Origin of the sequence: Vibrio sp. TH_r3, assembly GCF_033101115.1 — a bacterium.
Lineage (GTDB): Bacteria > Pseudomonadota > Gammaproteobacteria > Enterobacterales > Vibrionaceae > Vibrio.
In genome coordinates, this window is the sequence record NZ_JAWMPW010000120.1 from 1 (window position 1) to 201 (window position 201).

The window sequence follows — 201 nt, forward strand, 5'->3', positions numbered from 1 at the left end:
AGTGCCCAACACTTTTACAAGCCTGTGTCCCGTTCGTCTAGAGGCCTAGGACACCGCCCTTTCACGGCGGTAACAGGGGTTCGACTCCCCTACGGGATACCACTTCCTTTTGTGAAGTACTTAGGGTCGTTAGCTCAGTTGGTAGAGCAGTTGACTTTTAATCAATTGGTCGCAGGTTCGAATCCTGCACGACCCACCATT

General features: G+C 51.7%; 2 tRNA genes. Both read left to right on the forward strand.

What is annotated here, in order from left to right:
- The first annotated feature begins 26 nt into the window (after window positions 1–26).
- A tRNA-Glu gene (locus R3X26_RS19040) sits at window positions 27–102 on the forward strand.
- A gap of 21 nt (window positions 103–123) precedes the next feature.
- A tRNA-Lys gene (locus R3X26_RS19045) sits at window positions 124–199 on the forward strand.
- Window positions 200–201: the final 2 nt, after the last annotated feature.